This is a genomic window from Jatrophihabitans sp. YIM 134969 (assembly GCF_054456675.1).
Map to the genome: position 1 here is coordinate 22,546 of NZ_JBTJEQ010000008.1, position 19,890 is coordinate 42,435.

18 protein-coding genes and 1 tRNA gene are annotated in these 19,890 nt (G+C 71.5%); 7 read left to right on the forward strand and 12 right to left on the reverse strand.

Translation table 11 applies throughout. The features are described from left to right. Positions 1-10 precede the first annotated feature (10 nt). The 4 genes from ACXR2U_RS06250 to ACXR2U_RS06265 are packed head-to-tail and all read right to left on the reverse strand — an operon-like array spanning position 11 to position 5,300. Positions 11-1,933 (reverse strand): M3 family metallopeptidase, encoded by a 1,923-nt coding sequence (locus ACXR2U_RS06250; RefSeq protein WP_458824086.1) that lies wholly within the window; start codon positions 1,931-1,933, stop codon positions 11-13. 41 nt (positions 1,934-1,974) lie between these two features. Then, a complete protein-coding gene (locus tag ACXR2U_RS06255) occupies positions 1,975-2,991 on the reverse strand; it encodes a hemolysin family protein (protein WP_458824087.1) in 1,017 nt (338 codons plus the stop codon). After that, positions 2,984-4,336: a hemolysin family protein gene (locus ACXR2U_RS06260; protein WP_458824088.1), complete on the reverse strand. Its 1,353-nt coding sequence runs from the start codon at positions 4,334-4,336 to the stop codon at positions 2,984-2,986. The genes ACXR2U_RS06255 and ACXR2U_RS06260 overlap by 8 nt, the downstream gene beginning before the upstream one ends. A 46-nt stretch (positions 4,337-4,382) precedes the next feature. Beyond that, positions 4,383-5,300: a cation diffusion facilitator family transporter gene (locus ACXR2U_RS06265; RefSeq protein WP_458824089.1), complete on the reverse strand. Its 918-nt coding sequence runs from the start codon at positions 5,298-5,300 to the stop codon at positions 4,383-4,385. A gap of 160 nt (positions 5,301-5,460) precedes the next feature. Between ACXR2U_RS06265 and ACXR2U_RS06270 the strand changes: the two genes are divergently transcribed. After that, on the forward strand, positions 5,461-7,626 hold the full coding sequence (locus ACXR2U_RS06270) for an MMPL family transporter (RefSeq protein ID WP_458824090.1): 2,166 nt from the start codon (positions 5,461-5,463) through the stop codon (positions 7,624-7,626). Position 7,627: 1 nt separating this feature from the next. Here the strand turns inward: ACXR2U_RS06270 and ACXR2U_RS06275 are convergent, their stop codons facing one another. Genes ACXR2U_RS06275 through ACXR2U_RS06285 form a run of 3 tightly spaced genes read right to left on the reverse strand, consistent with a single transcriptional unit; the run spans position 7,628 to position 11,019 of the window. After that, positions 7,628-8,575, reverse strand: a complete 948-nt coding sequence (locus tag ACXR2U_RS06275) for an alpha/beta hydrolase fold domain-containing protein (RefSeq protein WP_458824091.1) — start codon at positions 8,573-8,575, stop codon at positions 7,628-7,630. A 9-nt stretch (positions 8,576-8,584) separates the two neighbouring features. After that, positions 8,585-9,433 (reverse strand): SDR family NAD(P)-dependent oxidoreductase, encoded by an 849-nt coding sequence (locus tag ACXR2U_RS06280; protein WP_458824092.1) that lies wholly within the window; start codon positions 9,431-9,433, stop codon positions 8,585-8,587. Continuing rightward, positions 9,430-11,019: a flavin-containing monooxygenase gene (locus tag ACXR2U_RS06285; RefSeq protein ID WP_458824093.1), complete on the reverse strand. Its 1,590-nt coding sequence runs from the start codon at positions 11,017-11,019 to the stop codon at positions 9,430-9,432. The genes ACXR2U_RS06280 and ACXR2U_RS06285 overlap by 4 nt, the downstream gene beginning before the upstream one ends. Positions 11,020-11,090: 71 nt before the next feature. Here ACXR2U_RS06285 and ACXR2U_RS06290 point away from each other — a divergent pair, with 71 nt between their 5' ends. Genes ACXR2U_RS06290 through ACXR2U_RS06300 form a run of 3 tightly spaced genes read left to right on the forward strand, consistent with a single transcriptional unit; the run spans position 11,091 to position 13,487 of the window. Then, positions 11,091-11,735 carry a TetR/AcrR family transcriptional regulator gene (locus tag ACXR2U_RS06290; protein ID WP_458824094.1) on the forward strand — a complete coding sequence of 215 codons (645 nt, stop codon included), beginning with the start codon at positions 11,091-11,093 and terminating at the stop codon, positions 11,733-11,735. Positions 11,736-11,744: 9 nt separating this feature from the next. Next, positions 11,745-12,320 (forward strand): hypothetical protein, encoded by a 576-nt coding sequence (locus tag ACXR2U_RS06295; RefSeq protein ID WP_458824095.1) that lies wholly within the window; start codon positions 11,745-11,747, stop codon positions 12,318-12,320. A gap of 57 nt (positions 12,321-12,377) precedes the next feature. After that, positions 12,378-13,487 (forward strand): branched-chain amino acid aminotransferase, encoded by a 1,110-nt coding sequence (locus tag ACXR2U_RS06300; RefSeq protein ID WP_458824191.1) that lies wholly within the window; start codon positions 12,378-12,380, stop codon positions 13,485-13,487. Positions 13,488-13,578: 91 nt separating this feature from the next. Here ACXR2U_RS06300 and ACXR2U_RS06305 read toward each other — a convergent pair whose 3' ends face one another. Beyond that, complete coding sequence (locus tag ACXR2U_RS06305; protein ID WP_458824096.1) at positions 13,579-14,802, reverse strand: MFS transporter; 1,224 nt, start codon at positions 14,800-14,802, stop codon at positions 13,579-13,581. A 139-nt stretch (positions 14,803-14,941) separates the two neighbouring features. Between ACXR2U_RS06305 and ACXR2U_RS06310 the strand changes: the two genes are divergently transcribed. Beyond that, a complete protein-coding gene (locus tag ACXR2U_RS06310) occupies positions 14,942-15,445 on the forward strand; it encodes a MarR family winged helix-turn-helix transcriptional regulator (RefSeq protein ID WP_458824097.1) in 504 nt (167 codons plus the stop codon). Between the two features lie 10 nt (positions 15,446-15,455). Here ACXR2U_RS06310 and dcd read toward each other — a convergent pair whose 3' ends face one another. Next, positions 15,456-16,043, reverse strand: coding sequence for a dCTP deaminase (gene dcd / locus ACXR2U_RS06315; RefSeq protein WP_458824098.1), 588 nt, complete (start codon positions 16,041-16,043; stop codon positions 15,456-15,458). Between the two features lie 54 nt (positions 16,044-16,097). Between dcd and ACXR2U_RS06320 the strand changes: the two genes are divergently transcribed. Together ACXR2U_RS06320 and ACXR2U_RS06325 are read left to right on the forward strand one after the other, a co-directional pair. After that, complete coding sequence (locus ACXR2U_RS06320) at positions 16,098-16,517, forward strand: NUDIX domain-containing protein (RefSeq protein WP_458824100.1); 420 nt, start codon at positions 16,098-16,100, stop codon at positions 16,515-16,517. Positions 16,518-16,533: 16 nt separating this feature from the next. Further along, positions 16,534-16,607, forward strand: a tRNA-Gly gene (locus tag ACXR2U_RS06325). Between the two features lie 359 nt (positions 16,608-16,966). Here the strand turns inward: ACXR2U_RS06325 and ACXR2U_RS06330 are convergent. The 3 genes from ACXR2U_RS06330 to ACXR2U_RS06340 form a co-directional block, all read right to left on the reverse strand. After that, positions 16,967-17,245, reverse strand: a complete 279-nt coding sequence (locus ACXR2U_RS06330; protein WP_458824101.1) for a hypothetical protein — start codon at positions 17,243-17,245, stop codon at positions 16,967-16,969. 379 nt (positions 17,246-17,624) lie between these two features. Then, a complete protein-coding gene (locus tag ACXR2U_RS06335) occupies positions 17,625-18,767 on the reverse strand; it encodes a glutathione-independent formaldehyde dehydrogenase (RefSeq protein WP_458824102.1) in 1,143 nt (380 codons plus the stop codon). Positions 18,768-18,886: 119 nt separating this feature from the next. Then, positions 18,887-19,609, reverse strand: a complete 723-nt coding sequence (locus ACXR2U_RS06340; RefSeq protein ID WP_458824103.1) for a Crp/Fnr family transcriptional regulator — start codon at positions 19,607-19,609, stop codon at positions 18,887-18,889. Positions 19,610-19,890: the final 281 nt, after the last annotated feature.

Genomic DNA, 19,890 nt, shown 5'->3' on the forward strand with positions numbered 1-19,890 from the left:
GCAGAGCCGCTCAGGCCGACGGACCGCTCAGCCAGGCGGCGAAGGCGTCGAAGCCGAACTCCCGGCCGAGGAACGCGTGGACCAGGTCCGCGGCGTCACGTGAGCCGCCGGGGACGAGCACGCGGTCGCGGTACTCACCGGCCACGCCCGGAGCCAGCAGGTCGGCGGGGTCGAACCGGGAGAACATGTCCTTCGCGATCACCAGGCTCCACATGTAGGTGTAGTAGCCCGACGAGTAGCCGCCGAGGTGACCGAACGAGGCCTCGAAGTGCGTCCCGGGCAGCGGGTCCACCGGTGAGTACCTGCGCTGCAGCCGTTCCACCTCGGCCGAGAGGTCGGCCGGGCGGTCGCGGTGCAGCAGGTAGGACACCGCGGCGTAGAAGGTCTGCGTCCGCACGAAGATGCCGTTGCCGAACTCGTCGGCCGCACGCATGCGCTCGACGAGGTCGGCGGGGATGGGCGTGCCGTCCGCGTCCGCGGCGAAGGTCTGCAGCACCGAGACGTCCCACGCCCACTCCTCGAGCATCTGCGACGGCGCCTCGACGAAGTCCCACTCGGTGGCCACCCCGGAGAACCGCGCCCACCGCTGCGCGCCGCCCAGCACGTGGTGCAGCAGGTGACCGAACTCGTGGAAGAGGGTGACGACGTCGTCGTGCTCCATCAGTCCGCGCGGGAAGTTGCAGACCAGCACGCCCTCGGGCAGTTGCCGGTCGGTGAGGCCCACCGCGAGGTCGAACTGCGCCGCGTGCTTGTACTTGCCGTCGCGCGGGTGCAGGTCCAGTCGGATCCGTCCGATCACCACGCCGTCGCGCACGACGTCGTGCACCACGACGTCCTCGTGCCACGAGGGCGCGTCGACCTCGCGGTACTCCACGCCGAACAGCCGGCCGGTGACGTCGAGCAGACCCTTGCGCACGGCCGGGAAGTCGAAGTAGCGACGGACCTGCTGGGCGTCGACGTCGTACTGCTCGCGCCGCACGAGTTCCTCGTAGTAACCCAACTGCGAGCTGTCCAGGCCGGTCGCGGCGGGCAGGTCCTGCTGCATCCGCGCGACGAGGACCTCCCGGTCGCGGGCCGCAGCGGGACCGGCTGCGTCGGCGAGGCGCTCGATGAACGCGCCGATGGCGTCGCCCGAGCCGATCATCTTGACCGCGGCGTCGAGGTCCGGCCAGCTGTCGAACCCCAGCAGCGCCGCCTGTTCCGCCCGCAGGTCGAACATCTCGTGCAGGCTGGGCTCGTTGTCGGGGTAGGCGCGGTTGAGGAACGCCAGGGCCAGTTCCCGGCGCGCGTCCGCGTCGGTGGCGAACGTCCGGAACGGCAGGTAGTCGGGGTAGTCGGTGGTGATCGTGACCAAGCCGTCGTCCCCGGGCGGGTGGGCCTCGACGTAGTCGGCCGGCAGCCCGTCGAGCTGCTCGGGACGCAACCGCACCGAGCGGACGTCCTCGCGGATGCGCCGGCTGAAGTCCTGGTCGACCACCGTGAGGCGCTGCGAGATCTCCTTCAGCCGCACCCGGTCGGCCTCGGGTGAGGCGACGCCGGCCCGGCGGAAGTCACGCAGGACGTGGTCGTGGAACCGGTCGGCGTCGTCACCCGCGGCGCTGACGGCGTCGCCGTCGAGGGCCTCGATCGCGGCGAACAGCGCCGGGTCGAGGTCGCGATCGGTGCTCACGGCGTCGATGCGCTGGGCGAGGTCCTCGGCGAGCGTGCGCACCTCGGCGTCCGGGTGCACCTCGGAGAGCAGGCTCGCGAGCGACGCGGCGTCGCGCAGCGCGGTGTCGGCGTCGTTCCACCGCAGTAGCACGTCGGCGCCGGTCACCGCACCGGAGCGGATCTCGTCCAACCCGGCGGCGACCGCGGCCAGGCGTTCCTCGACCTGGGCGGACAGCCACCCGGTCCAGTCCGAGACGGGCAGGTCGAGCGGCGCGCGGGTCACACCGGGAACGGTAGCGAGCGCCGCCACCGTCCACCGAGACCTCAGGCGCGGATCTCGCCCACCAGTTCCTCGAGGACGTCCTCCATGGCCACGACCCCGACCGTCGCACCGGAGGCGTCGCGGGCCCGGACCAGGTGCGAGCCCTCGGCGCGCATGGCCTCCAGCACCGTACGCAGCGGTTGGTCGCAGCGGACGTCGGGCAGGCGCCGCACGAGTTCGGCGGGGAGCGGGTCGTCGCGGTCCGGCAGCGTGAGGACGTCCTTGACGTGGACGTAGCCGACCATCTCGTCGTCGCGGACGAACGGGAAGCGGGAGAAGCCGCTCGCGACGGCGAGCATCTCGACGCCGTCGGGTGTGACGCCGGGACCGACCGTGAGCAGGTCCGCCACGGGCAGCACCACGGCGGACGCGGTGCGGTCCTCGAACGAGATCGCGCCCTCGAGCAGCTCCCGGTCGTCCTGTTCCAGCAGTCCCTCGCGGTGGGACTCGGCGACCATGCCGGCCACCTCGTCGCGGGTGAAGACGCTCGCGACCTCGTCGCGCGGGGTGACGCCGACCAGCCGCAGCGAGTGGTTCGCGATCCAGTTGAACGAGGCGATGATCGGCTTCAGCCCGGTGACCACGCCGTTGAGCGGGGGGCCGAGCAGGAGGGCCGACTTCTCCGGAGCGGCCAGCGCGATGTTCTTCGGGACCATCTCGCCGATGACGACGTGCAGCACCGTCACCAACGCCAACGCGAGCACGAACGAGATCGGGTGGACGACGCCCTCGGGGATGTGGAGGCCCTCGAACACCGGCTCCAGCAGGTGCGCGATCGCGGGTTCGGACAGCGAACCGAGCAGCAGCGAGCAGATGGTGATGCCCAGCTGCGCGCCCGCGAGCATGAGCGAGACCCGCTCCATGGCGTGCAGGGTCGTGCCGGCCCGCCGTGACCCGGCGTCGACCATCGGCTCGATGACCGAGCGCCGGGCCGACACGAGAGCGAACTCGGCGCCGACGAAGAAGCCGTTGCCGAGCAACAACACGAACGTCAGGAGGATCCCGAGCCAGTCAGGCATCCTGCACCTCCTGGTCGTCGCGGCTCGCGTGGGCCGCGGCGATCGGTGCAGCGTGCAACAGGTCGATGCGCAGGCCGTCGAGGGAGCGGACGGTCCAGCGCACACCGTCGACGTCGACGTGGTCGCCGACCGCCGGCATGGCCTGGAACGCGGCGAGGAACATGCCGGCGACCGTGGCCCATTCGCCGCGCTCGACCTCCAGACCGGTGACGGCCTCGACCTCGTCCGGCCGCAACGCTCCGGGTACCCGCCAGCCGTCGCCCTCGGCGACCAGGCCGTCGACGTCGTCGTGGTCGGACACGCCGGGCAGGTCGAACTCGTCGCTGACCTCGCCGACGAGTTCTTCGACCAGGTCCTCCAGCGTCACGATGCCGTCGGTGCCGCCGTACTCGTCGATGACGACCGCGATCTGCAGCCCCCGCTCCTGCAGGGCGTCGAGCAACGCGCCCGCCGGCAGCGTCGACGGGACGACGACCGGCGCGACCATCACCTCGCGCACCAGGACCGCCCCGCGTTCGTCGCGGGGCACCGCGAGCGCCGACTTGAGGTGGACGAAGCCGACGACGTCGTCGACGTCCTCGCCGTTGACCGGGAAGCGGGAGTGACCGCTCGCGGCGGCCCGTTCGACGACGACCGCGACCGGGTCGGTGGCGTCGACCGACACGACCCGCAGGCGCGGGGTCATGGCGTCGGCCGCGCGGCGGTCGCCGAAGACGATGCTGCGGGTCAGCAGGTTCGCCGTCTCGCTCTCCAGGGCGCCCTCGGCGGCCGAGTGCCGGACGACGGAGAGCAGTTCGTCGGCCGAACGGGCCGACGCCAGCTCCTCCTTGGCCTCGAGGCCGAAACGGTGCAACAGGGCGTTGGCGAAGGAGTTCAGGGCACGGATCGGCAGGTGGATCGCGGTCGTGAACACCCGGATCGGTCCCTGCACGGCGTACGCCGTGGCGATGGGGGCCGCGATCGCGAGGTTCTTCGGGATCAGCTCGCCGAGGATCATCGTCACGCCCGTCGAGACGGTCAGGGCGATGACCACCGCGATCGGCGAGACCGCGCCCTCGGGGACGCCGAGCGAGGTCAGCGGGCCCTCGATGAGCTGACCGATGGCGGGCTCGGCGAGGAAGCCGATGGCGAGGTTCGTGACCGTGATGCCGATCTGCACCCCGGCGAGCTGGGTCGACAGCGACCGCAGGGCGAGCAGGGTCCCCTTGGCCCGGCGGTCACCCTCCTCGGCGGCCTTCTCGACCGCGCGGCGGTCGACCGCGAGCAGCGCGAACTCGCCCGCGACGAACACCCCGCAGGTCGCGACGAGCGCGAACGCGGCGAGCAGCAGGAGGGCGGCGGTCACGGTGTGGTCCGGGGTGAGGGCGGCGGGGTTCCGGGGGGCGGAGGTCTCATACGTGGGTGGCGACCTCGTGCGCCACGTGGGAGGCCGGTTCGAGCTGGAAGGTCGAGTGCTCGACGTCGAAGTGGCCGTGCAGGCACGACTGCAACAGGTCCAGCAGTTGCGGGGCGTGGCCGTCCTGGAAGCAGGAGTCGTCGACCACGACGTGGGCGGTGAGCACGGGCAGCCCGGAAGCGACGAGCGAGGCGTGCAGGTCGTGGACGGCGGTGACGTGCGGCGTGCGCAGGATGTGTTCGCGGACCTGCTGGAGGTCGACGTCGCGGGGGGCGGACTCCAGCAGGACGTCGACGGTCTCGCGCAGCAGCTTCACGGTGCGGGGCACGATGAGCACCCCGACGAGGATCGACACGACGGCGTCGGCGCGCTGCCACCCGGTGGTCGCGAGCACGATCGCGGCGATGATGACCGCGAGCGAACCGAGCGCGTCGTTGGTGACCTCGAGGAACGCCGCCCGCAGGTTGAAGGTGTTGCGGCCGGCACGCAGCAGGACCGCCCCGGCCAGCAGGTTCCCGGCGAGGCCGACGATGCCGAACAGCAGCATGGCCCCGGAGACGACCTCCGGGGGGTCGGCGAGGCGGCGGATGCCCTCGACGAGCACGAAGATCCCGACCGCGAGCAGCACGGCGGCCTGGGCGGCGGCGGCCAGCACCTCGGCCCGGCGGTAGCCCCAGGTGCGACGGGTGGTCGCGGGCCGCCGGGTCAGCAGCGCCGCGCCGAGGGCGAGGGCGAGTCCCCCGGCGTCGGTCAGCGCGTGGCCGGCGTCGGCCAGCAAGGCCAGGGAGCCGGACCAGACGGCGCCGACGACCTCCGCGACCAGGACCGTGACGGTGATGGCGAGGACGACGGCGAGCACCCGGTGGCCCGACGCGGACGGGTCCGCGTGAGCGTGCTCGTGACCGGCCCCCACACCCGACGAGGGTACGGGCAGACGCCGGGGGTCATCGGGAGCGCGACCCCGGGCGGGCCCGGACCTCCGGGTCGAAGTCCGGGTCGGCCCGGATCCCGCCGAGGCGGCGCTTGCGGGAGGCTGGGCGCGCCCCGACCGACCGAGTGCGCAGGAGTCACCCGTGGAACGCTTCGCCGAACTCGTCCTGCGCCACCGGCGCATCGTCATGGTGGCGTGGTTGCTGCTGTTCGTCGGCGGCGCCGCGGCCGCGGGCCAGCTGAGCGACCGGCTCAGCTTCGACTTCTCCCTGCCCGGCCAGCCGGGCTACGAGACCGAGGTCCAGCTGCAGCAGCTCTACGGCGTCAGCACGCAGGACACCCTCGTCCCCGTCCTGACCGTCCCGGAGGGGAGCACGGTCGAGTCGAGCCGGGCCGACATCGCCCGGGTCTTCGACAGCGTCCGCTCGCAGCTGCCGCAGCTGCTGGTCGTCGACTACCCCACCACCGGCGACCCGATGTTCGTCTCGCGCGACGACCGCAGCACCTTCGCGCTCGTCCAGGGCCCACCCGCCGAGGGCTTCGGGCCGGGCAACGAGGCGGCGCTCAGCCCGGTGTTGGAACGGGCCGCGGAGCCGTTGGGTCTGCAGGTGCAGGTGACGTCCTACAACCTGCTCTCGGCCGGCGGGGACTCCGACGGTCCCGGGGTCCTGGTCGAGACCCTGCTGGGCGGGATCGGCGCGCTCGCGGTGCTGCTGTTCGTGTTCGCGTCGTTCCTCGCGTTCGTGCCGCTGGTCATCGCAGCCGTCTCGATCCTCACCACGTTCCTGCTCGTGCTCGGCCTGACCGAGCTCACCGACGTCAGCTTCGTGGTGCAGTTCCTCATCTCGCTGGTCGGCCTGGGGGTGGCGATCGACTACTCGCTGCTGCTGGTGTCGAGGTGGCGCGAGGAACGCGCCCGCGGTGCCGACAACCACACGGCGGTGGTGGTCGCGATGAAGACCGCCGGGCACGCGGTCCTGGCGTCGGGCGTGACCGTGGCCATCAGCCTGCTCGCGCTCATCGCCGTGCCGGTGCCGTTCCTGCGCAGCATGGGCCTCGGCGGCATGCTCATCCCGCTCGTCAGCGTCGCCGTGGTCCTCACCCTCCTGCCCGCCCTGCTCGCCGGGATCGGCCCGAAGGTCGACTGGCCGCGGATCCGGCACGAGCAGGAGGCCTCCCGCGGTTGGACCCGGTGGGCCGGCCTCATCGTCCGTCGCCGCTGGTTCGCGACGGGCGCGGCGGTGGTCGTCCTCGGCGTGCTCATCGCCCCGGTGTTCGGCATCGCCATCGGCCAGGCCGGGTCGTCGTCGCTCGCCACCAGCGGCCCGCCGTACGTCGCCCTCACCGCCCTGCGCGACGGCGGCACCGGCACCGGCGTGCTCACACCCGTCGACGTCCTGGTGCCGGCCGGGCAGGAGCAGGCCGCGGTCGACGCGGCCCGCGGGGTCGACGGCGTGCTCACGGCGGTGACGGCGGGGACACGGGACGGGACGTCCCTGGTCGTGGTCGTCCCGCGGAACGAGACGGTCGACAGCAGCGGCACGGCCGTGGTCGACGACGTCCGGGACGCGGTGGACGGAGCGGTCGACGGCGACGTCGGTGTGGCCGGCCCGGGCGCCACGGTCGAGGACTACGGCAGCGCGGTCTACGACAACTTCCCCTACGTGCTCGCGATCATCGCCGCCGTCACGTTCATCCTGCTGGTGCGGACGTTCCGGTCGATCCTGCTGCCGCTCAAGGCGGTGCTGCTGAACCTGGTCTCGCTCGCCGCGGTCTTCGGCTCGGTCGTCTTCTTCTGGCAGCACGGCCACGGGTCCGACGCCGTCTTCGGCATCACCGGCACCGGCGCGATCACCTTCTGGCTCCCCGTGATCATCTTCGCGTTCCTGTTCGGGCTGTCGATGGACTACGAGGTGTTCATCCTGGCCCGGATGCGGGAGGAGTACGACGCGACGGGGTCGACCTCGACGGCGGTGACCCGCGGACTGGGTCGCACCGGGCGACTGGTCACGTCGGCGGCGCTGATCCTGTTCTTCGCGTTCGCCGCACTGGCCTCGGCGCCCGGCACCGACATCAAGGTGCTCGGCACGGCGCTCGGCGTCGGCATCCTCATCGACGCCACGATCGTGCGCGCGCTGCTGGTGCCCGCGCTGGTCAGCCTGTTCGGTCGCTGGAACTGGTGGCTGCCCGGCTGGGCCGCGAAGGTGCTGCGGGTCGAGCCGTCACCGCTGCGGCCGAAGGACGCCGGGAACGGGCCGGTCGGCGGGGGCGACCTCGACGAGCGGCCGCGGGAGCCGATGCCCGTCTGAGTCAGGTGTGGGCGCGGACGAACTCGCCGAGTTCGACGACGGCGTCACGCGCGACCGTCCACAAGGACGCGTGGGCGTGCATGACGTGCCAGGTCCGGGCGTACTCGTGCGACACGATCTCGACCCCTGCCTCGGCGGCCCGGTCGACGAAGTCGACGACCCGGTCGTGGAGCAGTTCGTCGCGGTCCAGGTGCACGATCGTCGGGGGCAGCTCCTCGAGCGGGCCGTTCACCGGCGTGATGCCGGGGTCCTCGACGTCGCCCGCGCCGACGTACGCGATCCGGCCGGTGTCGCCCCACCGCATCCGGACCACCGGGTCCAGGCGGGCCCGGCGCCGGTCGAGTGGATCGGTCCACTCGCGGATGTCGACCGCGGGCGAGATGAGCGCGAGCGCCGCGGGGCGGTCGGAGGGGTCGAGCGCCGTGATCCGCTGGCAGGCGGCCACGGCGAGCCCGCCGCCCGCGGAGTCACCGGCGAGGGCGAGCTGGGAGGGCGACCAGCCGTCGGCCAGCAGGGCGCGGTAGGCCGCGACGGTGGCGTCGAGTGCGGCGGGGTACGGGTGCTCCGGCGCGAGGGGGTAGTCCAGGGAGAACACCACGGCCCCCGCGGCGGCGGCGAGGTGGGCGGTCAACGCCTTGTGGCTGGTCGACGACCCGGTCATGAAGGCGCCACCGTGCAGGTACAGCACGGCGCGGGGACGTTCGGTGGCGCCCACCGTGACACGGAGGGCGGGGGTGCCGGCCAGATCGGTGCGCCGTGCAACGGTTCCCTCAGGCGGCGCCAGACCGGCGACGACCGCGTCGAGGTAGCGACGCTGCCACCGCAGCGGGATGCGTCCGCCCAACCCCGGGCGCTGGAACCGGACGGCGGTGTTGCGGACCAGCCAGCGCGGCAGGTCCTGCTGGCGCGGCGCGAGGTGGCGGCGCGGGGCACCCGGGGGTCGGTACACACCGGGGCCCTAGGACACGCGGGCCGAGGAGTACGGCCGCATGCGCTTGACCGTCAGGGCGACGAGGCGCTGGTACCTCGCGCCCAGCACCTTCTGCATGAGGTCCAGGGCGTAGGCGTCGGCCCCGACCAGCACCCGCGGCTTGTTCTTCTCGATGCCCCGGATGATGATCGCGGCCGCCTGTTCCGGCTCCATCTTGGCGAGCTTCTTGTCGAAGAACGCGGCGATCTGCACCGGGTCCAGACCCTCGGCGGCCCGGCCGTTGCGGGCGATGCCGGTCTTGATCCCACCCGGGTGCACACAGGTCACCTTGACCGGCGAGCCGGAGATGAGCATCTCCTCGCGGAAGGTCTCGGTCCAGCCCCGCACGGCGAACTTGGCCGCGGTGTACTGGCTCTGCGAGGGCGTGGCGAGCAGCCCGAACAGGCTGGAGATGTTGACGACGTGGCCCTCGCCGGACGCCACGAGGTGCGGCAGGAACGCGGTGGTGCCGTGGACGACGCCGAAGAAGTTGACCCCCATGACCCATTCCAGGTCCTTGAGCGTCGACTCGGCGACGTCGCCGCTGAACGCGACGCCCGCGTTGTTGATGATCACGTTGACGCGACCGAAGTCCTCGGCGACGGCGCTGGCCCAGTCACGCACGAGGGATTCGTTGCTGACGTCGACCTCGTCGGTGCGCAGCCGCACCTTCGGACGGGCGGCGCGGACGAGGTCGGCGGTCTCGGCGAGACCCGCGGCGTCGCGGTCGGAGAGCGCGAGCAGCGCGCCCTTGCCGGCCGCACCGAGCGCGAGCGCCCGGCCGATGCCGGACCCCGCACCGGTGATCGCGACGACCTTGTTCTGCAGGGTGGTCATGCGACGAACTCCTTCTCGGGATCGGACGGGGTGAGATCGGCGGTGGCGACACTGCGGTAACCGGCCAGGTCGAACCGTTGCAGCATGCGGCGGAACGTGAACGTGAAGCCGGGCCACAGGGTGGTGTTGTTGCCGTGCTTGTCGTTGTACCAACTGGCGCAGTTGCCCGTGGCCCAGACGGTCTTGCTCATGGCGCGCTGGACCCCGCGCTCGTACTCCTCGAGGACCTCCGGGCGCAGCTCGACGCTGGCCAGGCCGTGACGGTCCATCGTGCGGACCGCGTCGACGGTGTAGTTCGCGTGGGCCTCGGCCATCTGGACCATCGAGCTGTGCCCGAGTCCGGTGTTCGGGCCGAGCAGGTAGAACATGTTGGGGAATCCCGGCACGGTGACGCCCTTGTAGGCCGACATCCCGTGCTCGTCCCAGAACTCGGCGAGCGACACGCCGTCCACGCCGTGCACCAGCTGGGCGGTGGGGTTGTCGGTCACGAAGAAGCCGGTGGCGACGATGAGGACGTCGATCTCGCGCTCGGTCCCGTCGGCGGTGACGATCGAGTGCGGCCGCACCTCCCGGATCGGGTCGGTGACCAGCTCCGTGGTGTCGGCCGCGACGGCCGGGTAGTAGTCGTTGCTGATGAGGATGCGCTTGCACCCCATCGTGTAGTCGGGTGTCAGCTTCGCGCGCAGGTCGGGGTCCTTCACGGCGTGGTGCAGGTGCGCCAGCGCGACCTTCGAGGCGGACCCCATGAGCTTGGGCTGCTTCACGAACCCGAGCACACGCGACTCGAGGTACCAGTAGACGCTCGTGCGCATGAGCTTCTGGAAGCCCGGCACGTGCCGCATCGCGAACCGCGCGACCCGGCCGTAGGGGTGGTCGTTGCGCGGGACGATCCACGGGGGCGTGCGCTGGTAGACGTCGAGGTGGGCCGCGACCTCCGCCACCTTCGGCACGATCTGGATCGCCGAGGCCCCGGTCCCGATGACCGCCACCCGCTTGCCGCGCAGGTCCACCGAGTGGTCCCAGCGGCTGGAGTGCATGACGGGCCCGGCGAAGTCACCGATGCCGTCGATGGCGGGCAGACGCGGTTCGCACAGCGCGCCGATGCCCAGCGCGAGGACCTTGGCCCGGATGTCACCGGCCGAGGTCGTGACCTCCCACTCGGCGGCGGCGGCGTCCCAGCGGGCGCCGGTCATCTCGACCCCGCCGTAGACGTGGTCGCCCACCCCGAACGTCTCGGTGACGCCCTGCAGGTACCGCTCGATCTCCGGCTGCGGCGAGTACGACGACGACCAGTCGGGGTTCAGCGCGAACGAGAAGGAGTAGAGCTGGCTCGGGACGTCGCACGCCGCACCCGGGTAGGTGTTGTCGCGCCAGGTGCCCCCGACCGTGCGCCCCCGGTCGATGACCACGACGTCGCGGTAGCCGGCCTGGGTGAGGCCGATGACGGTCGCGAGGCCGGAGAACCCCGACCCCACGACCAGGACGTGGGTGCGCCGCGGGAGCCGTTGGTCGGCGCGGAGGTCCGCGGCGTCGGCCTCGACCGAGGCGCCGGGCGGCATCGCGCTGGCGTCGCTGAGATCCGTCATGCCCGCCACCATGCCCACTTGTTGAACCGGAGTCAACAGCAAGCTGAATCACGTTCAGTAAGGTGGCCGACATGACCGCGGCCAAGCGGGTCCGCCTCCCTCCCGAGGAACGGCGCGCCCAGCTGCTCAGCCTCGGGCTGGAGCTGCTCGCCGAGCGCACGCTGGACGAGCTGTCGATCGAGGACCTCGCCGACGCCGCGGGCGTCTCCCGCGGGCTGCTGTTCCACTACTTCGCGGGCAAGGCCGACTTCCAGCTGCAGGTCGCCCGGGCCGCCGCCGACGACCTCATCGCCCGCACCGCCCCGGACCCGTCCTGGGAACCGGACGAGGCACTCACCCGGTCGGTGGGGGCGTTCGTCGACTACGTCGGCGAGAACCCGCAGGCCTACCTGTCCCTCGTGCGCGGCGCGGGCAGCGGCGACGCCGCCTTGCGGGAGGTGTTCGACCAGACCCGTGACCGACTCGCCCAGCGCACCGTCGACGTCATGACCGAGCAGGGGCTCGAGCTGCCGCCGATGGCGTTGATGATCGTCCGGGGCTGGATCGCGTTCGTCGAGGACGTCACCGTGACCTGGTGCACCGCGGGGCCGTCGTCGTCGGCGCTGACCCGCGAGCAACTCCTCGAGCTGCTCGCCCGCGGCCTGCCGGCGCTGGTCATGGGTGTCCCCCTGGACGTCCTGCGCTCGGACGGGCGGCTCACCCGTGACCATGGTTAGGCTGCGGCGGTGACGGACCCGTCGTCCTCGTGGACCGAGCTCCGTTACACCTCCGCCCAGCCGTTGCCGGAACCCGACGGCCTGCGCGACGAGCTCGACGGCATCGTGCTGTGGACCGTCGAGGCGGTGCAGTGCTTCCACGACCACCCGGAGCAGGTCGTCGCCCGCAGTGACATCGCGGTGTTCGACCTCGAGTGCGGCCTCGACCTCGCGACGCCCGCGATGGCCTACGGCGGCGGCGTCCGCACCGCGGCCGAACTCGTCCTCACCCCCGACGGCCGGTTGCGGCCCGATCTCGAGTACACCGGCGTCGACGCGTTCGTGTTGTTCCAGCAGGTGGTCATCGCCGGGGTGGCACGGGGCATGGGGCTCGCCGCGACCCTCGCCGTCCGCGACCGGATCGCGACCCGGCGGTCGCTGGTCGGCTGCCTGCCCGACCCGCCCGCGCTCAACTCCGAGGACCCCGAGTTCTTCCGCGGGGTGCCCGCCGCGATGCAGCAGTCGTGGTGGGACCGCGGCCTGTTCCACCGCGGCAACGGCCTGTGGCTGGTCCCGCCGGACGGCCAGGCGTCACAACGGGCGTGATCGAGGTGGCCCGGACTACTAGCATGTCCGAGCATGTCGGTCGATTCCTCGGACACGTTGGTCCCGCCCGCGCTGCAGGTCACCCCGAACCCGCAGCCCCGGACCCCCGAGCACATCGCCCAGGTACTCACGAACCCCGGTTTCGGTCGACACTTCACCGACCACATGGTGCGCATCGACTTCCGCGACGGCGCGTGGCAGCCGGGTGAGGTCGTCCCGTACGGCCCGTTGCAGCTCGACCCCGCGACGATGGTCCTGCACTACGGCCAGGAGATCTTCGAGGGCCTGAAGGCCTACCGGCACGCCGACGGTTCGGTGAAGACGTTCCGGCCGGACATGAACGCCGCCCGCTTCGCCCGCTCGGCCGGCCGGCTCGGGATGGCGCAGCTGCCCGCCGAGCAGTTCGTGGAGTCGCTGCGCGCGCTCACCGAGATCGACGAGGCCTGGGTGCCGGAGCACGGTGGCGAGGCCGCGCTCTACTTCCGCCCGTTCATGCTGGCGACCGAGGTCGGGCTCGGGGTGCGGCCGTCGAACGCCTACTCGTACCTGCTCATCGCCTCCCCCGCCGGCGCGTACTTCGAGCGCGGGCCGGAGCCGGTCGTCGTGTGGCTGTCCACCGAGTACACCCGCGCCGCTCCCGGCGGTACCGGCGAGGCCAAGTGCGGCGGCAACTACGCCGCGTCGCTGGTGGCGCAGGCCGACGCCGCGCAGCGCGGGTGCGACCAGGTGGTGTGGCTCGACGCGACCGAGCACCGGTTCGTCGAGGAGATGGGCGGGATGAACCTGTTCTTCGTCTACGGCTCCGGCCCCTCGGCGCGGGTGGTCACGCCCGCCCTCACCGGCACCCTGCTGCCGGGCGTCACCCGCGACTCCCTGCTGACGCTCGCGTCCGAACTCGGCTACGGCGCCGAGGAGGGCAAGGTCTCCATCGACGACTGGCAGCACGACGCCGCGTCCGGCGAGCTCACCGAGGTGTTCGCCTGCGGCACCGCAGCCGTCATCACGCCCGTCGGGTTCGTCAAGAGCGCGAACGGCGACTGGACCAACGGTGACGGCACCCCCGGCCCGGTCACCCTGCAGCTGCGCGAGCGGCTGCTCGGGCTGCAGAACGGCACGCTCCCCGACGAGCACGGCTGGATGCACACGCTCCTGCCCGCACAGGGCTGAACGGCCCCCTCCGGGAGTGGATCAAGACGTTTCTGTCGCTGATCGGGGTGTCACAGCGACAGAAACGTCGTGATCAACTCACTGCGGCCCGTCAGGCGGCGAGGGCGACCTCGGCCTTGACGTGGGCGGTGGCGCGGCGCAGGCGGCGGGCGCCGACGACCGACACCGCGCAGCACAGCAGCTGCAGGGCGACGAACCCGACCGGCACACCCGCGGCCAGCAGCACACCGGACAGCCCGGGGCCGACGGCCGTGGCGAGGGTCTGCGCGCCGTTCATCGCCGCGAGCGTCCGCCCGGCCGCACCCTCGGGTGCGAGGGTGGCCGCGAGTGGGGTCAGCACCGGCGCGAGGACGGTCTCACCGAAGGCGAACGTCGCGTAGCCGACCACGACGAGCGCGGGCGCCCAGGCGTGGTCGAGCAGCGGCAGCCCGAGCAGGACCCAGACACCGGCCCAGATGACGGCGCACGCCGCGAGCAGCGTGCCCGGGTGGAACCGGCGGGTGAGGGCGACGACCGGGGCGGTCAGCGCCGCGACCAGGATCGCGTTGACGGCGACGGCCGTGCCGAGCAGCGTCGGCGGGACGTCGAGGACCGAGAGGGCGTAGGCCGGCAGGCCGCTGTCGAACTGGGCGTAGCAGGCGAGAGTCAGCAGCACGGTCACGGCCAGCAGCCACCGCACACCCGGGGCGCGGAACACCTGGCGGTACCCGACCTTCTCGGCCACCTCGGACGCCACGGAGGTCGCGAACGGGATCCCTCGCACCGACAGGTACACGACCGCTGCGCTGAGCAACGAGGCGGCCGCGGCCACGACGTAGACCGGGCGCGAACCCGTGGGCGTCGTGAGGTCGACGAGGAAGCCGCCGGCGAAACCGCCCAGCGCGAGGCCGAGGTTCTGGCCGATGAACTGCCACGCGAAGGCGTCACGACGGCGGACGGCCGGCGTGAGCGCCAGCACCATGACCTGCACCGACGGCTGGTTCAGCGCGAGCGCGACGCCGTAGCCGAACGCGGCCGACCAGACGGCGAGCTCGGACTGGCCCAGCATGATCGCGAGGATCGTGAGGACGAGCAGCAGCCGGGCGAGCGTCGCCACCAGCACGGGGTTGGCGCGGTCGGCGAGGCGACCGGCGATCGGGCTCGCCACGAGGGCGCCGAGAGCGAAGGCGGTGAAGGTGACGGCCGCCGCGGTGGCACCGAAGCCACGGGCGTCGGCGACGTCGGCGTAGAGGTAGGGGAGGACGGCGCCCCAGCCCACCGCTCCGAGCGAGGAGCCGACGAGCAGGGCGATCAGACGGGACGTGGTGCGAGGCACAGCTGGGGTATCCACTTCAACTTCGAGGGGCAACTTTGCGACTTCGAACTTTCGATATCGAAGCTTAGAAGCCGTGAGGAACTCGTTTTGTTCCCGGGAGGGCTGCCGGTGAGTCCGGTCACCCCTCTACTGTCTGGCCATGACGCGCCGGACGCCGTGGGCGGAGTACGAGAAGGCCGTCCGGCTGTACACCGAGGCGGGCGCGGGCGAGACGGTCCAGCGCATCGTCACCGCGATCTCCCGGCTGTCCCGCCGGCTCGACGTCTTCTACCGGGCGCGGTTCGACGTCCTCGGGATCGCCCCCGGCGACTGGGAGGTGCTGCGGGCGCTCGCGATGGAGGGCCGCGACGGCTGGTCGAACCCGTCCCGCCTCGCCGACACCACCGGCGTCTCGGCCTCGACCATGACCCACCGGCTGGACAAGATGGCCGAGCGCGGCTGGGTGAGCCGCAAGCCCGACCCGGCCAACCGGACCCGCTCCACCATCGCGCTCACCCGCGACGGCTGGGAGCAGTTCCGCACGGCCGTCCTCGACGCCGAGGCCGAGGAGACCGACATCTTCGCGCCGCTCACGGACAAGGAGCGCGCGACGCTCGCCGCGCTGCTGGAGAAGGCGCTCGCCGGCCTGCCCGCCTCGCGCTGAGCGCCCCCCGCTACTGCCCGGCGTCGGTCGGCCAGACCCGCCAGTTCTGGTAGCTGCGGCTCGGGGTCGGGCCGCGCTGGCCCATGTACCGGCTCCCGGTGGCGCCGCTGCCGTACGGCCGCTCGGCGGGGCTCGAGAGCTGGAACAGGCACAGCTGCCCGATCTTCATCCCGGGCCACAGCACGATCGGCAGGTTCGCGACGTTGGAGAGCTCCAGCGTGATGTGACCGCTGAAGCCGGGGTCGATGAACCCGGCCGTCGAGTGGGTGAGCAACCCGAGACGACCGAGGCTGCTCTTGCCCTCGAGGCGGCCCGCGAGGTCGTCGGCGAGGGTGACGACCTCGAGCGTGCTGCCGAGCACGAACTCGCCGGGGTGGAGCACGAACGGCTCCCCGTGCGCGGGTTCGACGAGCGAGGTCAGGTCGTCCTGCTGTCGGCTCGGGTCGATGTGCGTGTACGCCGTGTTGTTGAAGACCCGGAAATACTGGTCCAGGCGCACGTCGACACTGCTCGGCTGCACCAGGTCGGGGTCCCAGGGCTCGCAGCCGAGGCGCCCGGCGTCGTGCGCGGCGGTGATGTCGCGGTCGGAGAGCAGCACGCTCGGTGAGACTAGTCGGGCGCACGTGTCGGAGGTCGGTGCTGTACTGCCCCGGTGCACGTGGTCGTCGGCGCCCTGCTGGTCCGCGACCGCACCGTGCTGCTCGCCCACCGCTCCCCGGCCAAACGCTGGTACCCGGACGTGTGGGACGTCGTCGGCGGCCACGTCGACCCCGGCGAGACCCCCGCCCAGGCGCTGACCCGAGAACTCGGCGAGGAGGTCGGTGTGGTCCCCACCGACCTGGGCGACCCGCTCGCCCGCATCGTCGACCCCACGGGCCAGGGCGGCGGACTCGACATCCGGATCTGGGTGGTGCGCACCTGGGCCGGCGAACCCAGCAACCTCGCGCCCGAGGAACACGACGACCTGCGCTGGTTCACCGTCGAGCAGACCCGCGGACTGCGCCTCGCGCACCGCCTGCTCGGTCCGCTCGTGGAGCGGGTGCTGGCTCCCGGGGGCGACCACATCGGCTAGGCTCAGTCGTCGCAGCGCGAGTGTAGTTCAGTGGTAGAACACCAGCTTCCCAAGCTGGATATGCGGGTTCGATTCCCGTCACTCGCTCCACGTCAGATCCCCCGGTTTCCGGGGGCTTCGTTGGTTCCGGGGGCGGCACGCCTCGGGCTGTCGGGATGTGGGTGCTGTCCACGTGCTGTAGCGGATCGGCTCGCGTGATCATCCAGCTGGGTTGTCAGCCCAGCGGCAACACGTTCCTGGGCGTCGCTTGGGGCGTGCTGGTAGATCATCGCGGCGCGCATCCAGTCGTGCCCCATGCGCTGCATGAGGTCGCGAGTCGACGCGCCAGGCACCCGCGCCGCGAGGGTGTTGCCGGTGTGGCGGAGGTCGTGGAAGCACCGACATCGAACGGCTCGCGCAGACGTGCAGGCCCACCAGTCCCATCGCGGCGACGTTGTCCTGCCAGCGGATCAGCTTGTTGAAGTTGCCGCGCCGATGACGGCGCCGAGCGTTCCGGTGAAAACTAACCCCTCGGGGTCAGGGTCGACGTAATGCTCAAGGTGGTCGCGGAGGCTCGCGAAGGTCGTCACGAGCACCATCGCCCGGAAGCGGTTCGGCACACGACCGGCGAGCTCGAAGACCTGGTCGACGGTCAGGGTCGGCCGCTCAGGCGCCGACTTCTGACCACCGTTGCGGATACGCGCACGAGTCGAGGTGGTCGGCGGTGAGCACAAGGGGATCACCCACACGAACGTCGAATCCTGTGAGCCTCGGTGTTGTCGGTCGAGCCTGGTGCCCCGGTGGCGAACCGCGCGAAGGGCTCAGCCCGCATCCGACGACGTACCGGCCGCAGCAAGGTCCCTGTGCGGCGGGCACGGCGTCGTCGAGCAGCCGCCGCGACCGTCACGTTCGACCTGTTCGATTGGCTACCTGACACGGCAACTCCCGCCGTGTCACCTCGACCTGAAGAGCGATCACCCGACCAGCACTGAGCGCCCGCGGCGTGGAGCGACCCTCGGGATCCACGGGAAGGGTGACTGTCGCAGCGCGGCCCTGAACGAGCGCCCCGCCTGCCGATGCAACGTCGTCGCGATCTCGCCGAGGTCGCCAGCCATGTCTGACTCGGCGTCATCCACCCGGGTGCAGCAGCACCTTCGTCCAGCCGTCGACCCGCTTGTCGAACTGGTCGTACGCGTGCACCGCGTCGTCCAGTGGCAGTTCGTGGGACACGATCTGCGACGGCGTCGCCTGCCCGCGGATGATCAGGTCGCGCAGGTACCGGTTGTAACGCATCACCGGGCACTGACCGGATCCGATGGCGATGCCCTTGGTGAACGCGGTGCCGTAGTCGAAGTCGTAACGTCCGTGCTTCGCGTCGTCGGTGGCGGCGCCGTCGTCGGTCGGTTCGTACACTCCGACGACGCCGATCCGGCCGGTGGCACGCACGACCTGCACGAGGTTGTCCAACACCATGCCCGGGTGTTCCTGCCCGGACGGGTCGTGCGCCTGGTAGCCGACCGCCTCGACACCACAGTCGACCCCGAACCCGTCGGTGAGCTCCATGATCGCCTCGACCGCGCCGTCACCCTTCGACAGGTCGACCGCGGTCGCACCCAGCTGCTCGGCCAGCTTCAGCCGGTCGGGTTCGAAGTCGACGACGAACGTCTGCGACGCGCCGCGGATGTTGGCCGACAACGCGGCCATCAGCCCGACCGGACCGGCACCGAAGATCGCGACGGTCTTGCCCGGAGCCACCCCGGCGAGCTCCGTGCCGTGGTAGCCGGTCGGGAAGATGTCCGACAGCATCGTGTAGTCGGACTCGTGCTCAGTGCCCGCCGGCAGTTCGAGCAAGTTGAAGTCGGCCCACGGCACGTTGAGGTACTCGGCCTGGCCGCCCCAGTACGGGCCCATCTGCGGGTATCCGTATCCGGCGCCGGGTTGCCCGGTCGGGTTCGCCCGCAAGCACGCCGAAGTCCACCCGTCGACGCAGTTGCGGCACGTGCCGCACCCGAGGTTGAACGGCACCGACACCCGGTCACCCACCTTGATCCGGCTCACCGCGGCGCCGACCTCCGCCACGATGCCCATGTTCTCGTGGCCCAGGACCATGCCCGCGTCCAGAGGGGCGCGACCCTCGTACGGGTGCAGGTCGGACCCACAGATGTTGGCGGTGGTGATCCGGATGACGGCATCGGTGGGACGTTCGATCCGAGGGTCATCGACCTCTTCCACGGCGAGCTCGAACGGGCCTTTGAACACAACGGCTTTCACGGGATTCTCCTGTCGGGCTGCTGCCCGGTGTACGAGGCCCGTGGTTTCGACCTGCGGAAGGCTCATACCCACGTTCGCCGCGACGTCCACGGTTGGCGGCGCCGTCGCCTCGGTACCGATCAACCGACGCCGACGGCGAGATACGCCGCATGGGTGACGCGATGGCACTCGCATGCCGCGGCCTGCAGCGCATCGTGGTCGGCGATCGTGATGGTGCCGTAGCGGTAGCGGATCGCTCCGGCGTCCGAGAGTCGGGTGGCCGCGGTCGAGACCGTGGCCCGACGGACGAGCAGCATGCGTGCGAGGTCGGCCTGGGTGAGCATGATCGTGTCGCCACCACCGGTCTGCCAGGTCGTCGTGAGCACAGCGGCGGCGAATCGCTGTTCGTTGGTGTGCGTCGCCCGGCAGGCCACGCGTTGGGCCAGGTGACGGGCGAGCGCCTGCACAAAGCGCTGTACCAGCTTCATGACCGCCTGATCGCCGTCGGCCGCCGCGATCAGGTCGGCCGCCGGCAGCGCCCAGACCGCGCCGGCCACCGCGCAGGTGATCCGGGCCCCGCTGGTCGAGTCACCGGCGGTGACGCACACGCCGGCCGCGCCTTCCCGGCCCAGGTGGTGGACCTCGACTGGATCATCGGCGCCGTCTGCCCCGACAGCGACCGCCAACACGGTGGTCACCGGGAAGTAGGCCATGTCGACCACGCTGCCGGCCCGCTGCAGTGTCTGTCCGCGCTCCACACTCATGAGGTGCAGCGCCGCCGGTAGAGCACCGGGCCAGGACGCCAGCAGCAGGTTGCGTTCCGGTGACACCCCACCGGGTCCAGCCCCGTCGATCGGCGGCATCGCGCGACCCTTTCCGTCTGTGTCCGACACCGTACGTTGTGCGGCACTTGATCATTGGCTACTCTCACCTCACGGCCCAGCACCGCGCCGAACATCTCTGGCCATTGACCCGATGCGCGCCCGAACGACCGCGACCCGCGTGTGCGACGTCGGCGCCCATCTCATCGTTCTCGCTGCTCATCATGCTCACGTCGTGGTGGCCCGAGAACCGAGGCACCAGCATCACGCTCGGGGAGCAGAAAGCACTGCTCCCGTTCGATCCTGACCACCCGGTTCAGGAG

Excerpts from the sequence above, each read along its gene's own strand:
- ACXR2U_RS06255 (WP_458824087.1), bottom strand. The coding sequence starts at position 2,991 with ATGCCTGACTGGCTCGGGATCCTCCTGACGTTCGTGTTGTTGCTCGGC.
- ACXR2U_RS06280 (WP_458824092.1), bottom strand. The coding sequence starts at position 9,433 with ATGACCACCCTGCAGAACAAGGTCGTCGCGATCACCGGTGCGGGGTCC.
- ACXR2U_RS06285 (WP_458824093.1), bottom strand. The coding sequence starts at position 11,019 with ATGACGGATCTCAGCGACGCCAGCGCGATGCCGCCCGGCGCCTCGGTC.
- ACXR2U_RS06290 (WP_458824094.1), top strand. The coding sequence starts at position 11,091 with ATGACCGCGGCCAAGCGGGTCCGCCTCCCTCCCGAGGAACGGCGCGCC.
- ACXR2U_RS06310 (WP_458824097.1), top strand. The coding sequence starts at position 14,942 with ATGACGCGCCGGACGCCGTGGGCGGAGTACGAGAAGGCCGTCCGGCTG.
- ACXR2U_RS06340 (WP_458824103.1), bottom strand. The coding sequence starts at position 19,609 with ATGCCGCCGATCGACGGGGCTGGACCCGGTGGGGTGTCACCGGAACGC.